Raw genomic sequence first — 1,093 nt, forward strand, 5'->3', positions numbered from 1 at the left:
CTTCGAATACCGACGACCACGACGTGGGTGACCTGGCATGACAAACTCGAACGTCAGGATATTGGTCGTCGATGACGAGCCGCCGATCCGCAAGCTGCTGCGCGTCGGGCTCGGCAGTCAAGGTTATGCGGTCAGCGAGGCGCCGAACGCGAAGGTGGCGATCGAGCTGATGGAGGCGGAGAAGCCGGACCTCGTCCTGCTCGACCTTGGGCTGCCCGGCATGAGCGGTCATGAGTTGCTGCGCAAATGGCGCGACGATGGTCTCGACATTCCAGTGGTCATGCTGTCCAGCCGAACCGACGAGGCCGGCATCGTCCAGGCCCTGGAACTCGGCGCCGACGACTATGTCACCAAACCTTTCGGCATGAACGAGCTGGTGGCGCGCATTCGCGTGGCGCTCCGCCACAAGTTCCAGCAAAAGGGCGAGAAGCCGATTTTCCAGACCGGCGATCTCAGCGTCGACCTGGTCAAGCGCATCGTCAAGGTCGAGGGCAAGGAGGTAAAGCTGTCGCCGAAGGAATACGACATCCTGCGTATGCTGGTGCAGCACGCCGGCAAGGTGCTGACCCATCATTTCCTTTTGAAGCAGGTCTGGGGCGATTCGACCGATGTGCAGTATCTCAGGGTCTATGTCCGGCAGCTCAGGCAAAAGATCGAGAAGAGCCCCGACCAGCCGCGCTACATCACCACCGAGACCGGCGTCGGCTACCGCCTGCGCGAGGCCGAATGAGCAGGCCAGGTTTTAGCCGATAGCTTCCCGTGGCTGGCCAAGCGGTCTGGAAACCCGCAAAGCCGCGAGGCAGCCAACAATGCCGAGCGGCACGAAGGCAAGAAACAACCACGACGCGACATTCGCCGCCGCGTCGTGGTTCAGGCCTTGCGAAAAGCCGCTGGCGTTGGCGACGATGCCGGCGAGTGCGGCGCCCACGGCATAGCCGATGCGCTGCATGGTCGGCACCGCCGCCGAGGCGATGGTCTGCTCGCCCTCCGGGGCGGAGGCGACGATGACGCGCGTCAGGAACGGCCAGGCGATGCCGAAGCCGCCGCCCTGCAACAGGGCACATATCAGGATCAGCGGGACGGAGCCCAGGGG

2 protein-coding genes are annotated in these 1,093 nt (G+C 63.9%); one reads left to right on the forward strand and one right to left on the reverse strand.

Features of this window, described 5'->3' with window-relative positions; translation table 11 throughout:
- The first annotated feature begins 37 nt into the window (after positions 1-37).
- Positions 38-730 carry a response regulator transcription factor gene (locus EN906_RS35015; RefSeq protein ID WP_127267749.1) on the forward strand — a complete coding sequence of 231 codons (693 nt, stop codon included), beginning with the start codon at positions 38-40 and terminating at the stop codon, positions 728-730.
- A gap of 12 nt (positions 731-742) precedes the next feature.
- On the opposite strand, the gene EN906_RS35020 is transcribed toward EN906_RS35015, so the two are convergent.
- Positions 743-1,093: MFS transporter (locus tag EN906_RS35020; protein WP_127375819.1), on the reverse strand; the 351-nt coding region annotated here is incomplete at its 5' end.

Source organism: Mesorhizobium sp. M7A.F.Ca.CA.004.06.1.1 (assembly GCF_003999135.1).
GTDB lineage: Bacteria > Pseudomonadota > Alphaproteobacteria > Rhizobiales > Rhizobiaceae > Mesorhizobium.

Bases quoted from the DNA above. Each gene is read 5' to 3' on its own strand.
- EN906_RS35015 (WP_127267749.1), top strand. From the start codon at position 38: ATGACAAACTCGAACGTCAGGATATTGGTCGTCGATGACGAGCCGCCG.